We start from the raw sequence: 1,597 nt of genomic DNA on the forward strand, positions 1-1,597 counted from the left end.
TCTAATTTTAAGCCTCTTCGCGCCTGGTTGAAATAGCCCGCCCCGTAACGCACCAGCAGGTCAAACCGCAAAAATGAGATCTACCGATTCATTCACCCTACAAGATAAAAAGTATGGGTAGGTAAAATATAAAGGTGGTGAAGACACCATCCCGATAAGATACTGGTGTAAGTCTGTGGGTGCATCTATAAACTTTATGGGAAAGAAAAACCACAAAAAGGCAATTCGTAGCTTGAATCAGCGCATTGCTGAACACCAAGAAAAGATTAAACTAGAGTATGAAAAGGACTTTCCCGATCAAGGTTTAATAAGGCATTGGGAAACTGAGATTCGTGCCTTTGAGAAGGGCATTCAGCAAGCACTAAAACGATTGGGGAAATAATTATGCAGATTCGCGATCGCTCCCTTCCTATTAATAGCAATACTCTGAAGACATTAATTACAGAATTAGGCTCAGAATGCCAAACGGTTACCGCTTTAATTCATCAGCTTCACTCACCTCACCTTAGTGCTAGACAACAAGCGGAAATTCTGGCAGAATTGCTGGCTGCTGCAATTCATTTGAATGTTCATTGTGGCGAGGAATTTCAGAGGCTAATTGCCCAGGAGATGGAAAAATTGCCGGATGATGATGAACAGGAGTAAATCGGAAACTGTTACCAGATTCGCTGTTCCCAGATCTGCGTTTTAGGGAGCAGAGAGCAGGGAGCAGCAAAGAGGCAAGATGAAAAAAATAATGTGTACCTCATAGCTATGATAAACGCTATAAGTATTTTATTCACTTTAAATCATCTGACTTCTGACTTCTGACTTCAAACTTCTGACTTCATCCCGGCGCAAACTACACGAAAACCAAATTCCTTGTAGCGGTAGTCGCGCCTAACGTAGAGGTTGCGAATCGCAGAACGGCAGTAATCAGGATCGTTGACCCAGGAGCCGCCCCGCAGCACTGAATATGAGCTTTTATCCTGATTATTGGCTAAATATGACTGATTTTCAGAATTGACATTTTCCGCTTCATTACCATCAATCCAAGCACTGCCGTCATTGGGCGCACCTTCATAGTTAGAATGCCAATCATCAGCGCACCATTCCCAAACGTTCCCGTGCATATCACTGAGTCCAAAAAAGTTGACGACTTCAAAATATCCTACTAGTGTTGTTTCCTGACGGTATTCTCCTTTTGGCTCTCTACCATAAGATCCTGACCATTCAGAGTCTTTATCATCGGTCCCGCGATAATTAGCCAAATCTGTTGTGATGGTTTCTCCGAAGTGGAATGGGGGATAGGATGCTCCAGCTTCTAGGTTCAGAGGTTCTGTTACCCCTCGACAGGCATATTCCCATTGGGCTTCGGAAGGTAGTCTATAATCCCTTCCTGTTAGCTTAGAAAGGCGGTCACAGAACTCTACTGCATCATACCAATTGACTTGTTCAACAGGTCTTTGCCATCTATCTATCCCTTGATAGGGCTCTTTAAAATAAGAGGGGTCTGGATCTAAATCTTGATTAACCTTAAGGTCAGATCGAGATGCGATCGCTTTCCATTGATCTTGAGTAATCGGGTAACGTCCGATTAAAAACGATGAAATAGTTA

3 protein-coding genes are annotated in these 1,597 nt (G+C 43.1%); 2 read left to right on the forward strand and 1 reads right to left on the reverse strand.

What is annotated here, in order from left to right; all coding sequences use genetic code 11:
* The first annotated feature begins 196 nt into the window (after nucleotides 1-196).
* Together F6K20_RS37785 and F6K20_RS37790 are read left to right on the forward strand one after the other, a co-directional pair.
* Nucleotides 197-382 carry a hypothetical protein gene (locus F6K20_RS37785; protein ID WP_008185541.1) on the forward strand — a complete coding sequence of 62 codons (186 nt, stop codon included), beginning with the start codon at nucleotides 197-199 and terminating at the stop codon, nucleotides 380-382.
* Nucleotides 383-384: 2 nt separating this feature from the next.
* Complete coding sequence (locus F6K20_RS37790) at nucleotides 385-645, forward strand: hypothetical protein (RefSeq protein WP_287256829.1); 261 nt, start codon at nucleotides 385-387, stop codon at nucleotides 643-645.
* Nucleotides 646-812: 167 nt separating this feature from the next.
* Here F6K20_RS37790 and F6K20_RS37795 read toward each other — a convergent pair.
* On the reverse strand, nucleotides 813-1,597 hold a 785-nt coding region (locus F6K20_RS37795; RefSeq protein ID WP_287298296.1), incomplete at its 5' end, for a formylglycine-generating enzyme family protein.

Origin of the sequence: Moorena sp. SIO2C4, from assembly GCF_010672485.1 — a bacterium.
Lineage (GTDB): Bacteria > Cyanobacteriota > Cyanobacteriia > Cyanobacteriales > Coleofasciculaceae > Moorena > Moorena producens.

Excerpts from the sequence above, each read along its gene's own strand:
- F6K20_RS37785 (WP_008185541.1), top strand. The coding sequence starts at position 197 with ATGGGAAAGAAAAACCACAAAAAGGCAATTCGTAGCTTGAATCAGCGC.
- F6K20_RS37790 (WP_287256829.1), top strand. The coding sequence starts at position 385 with ATGCAGATTCGCGATCGCTCCCTTCCTATTAATAGCAATACTCTGAAG.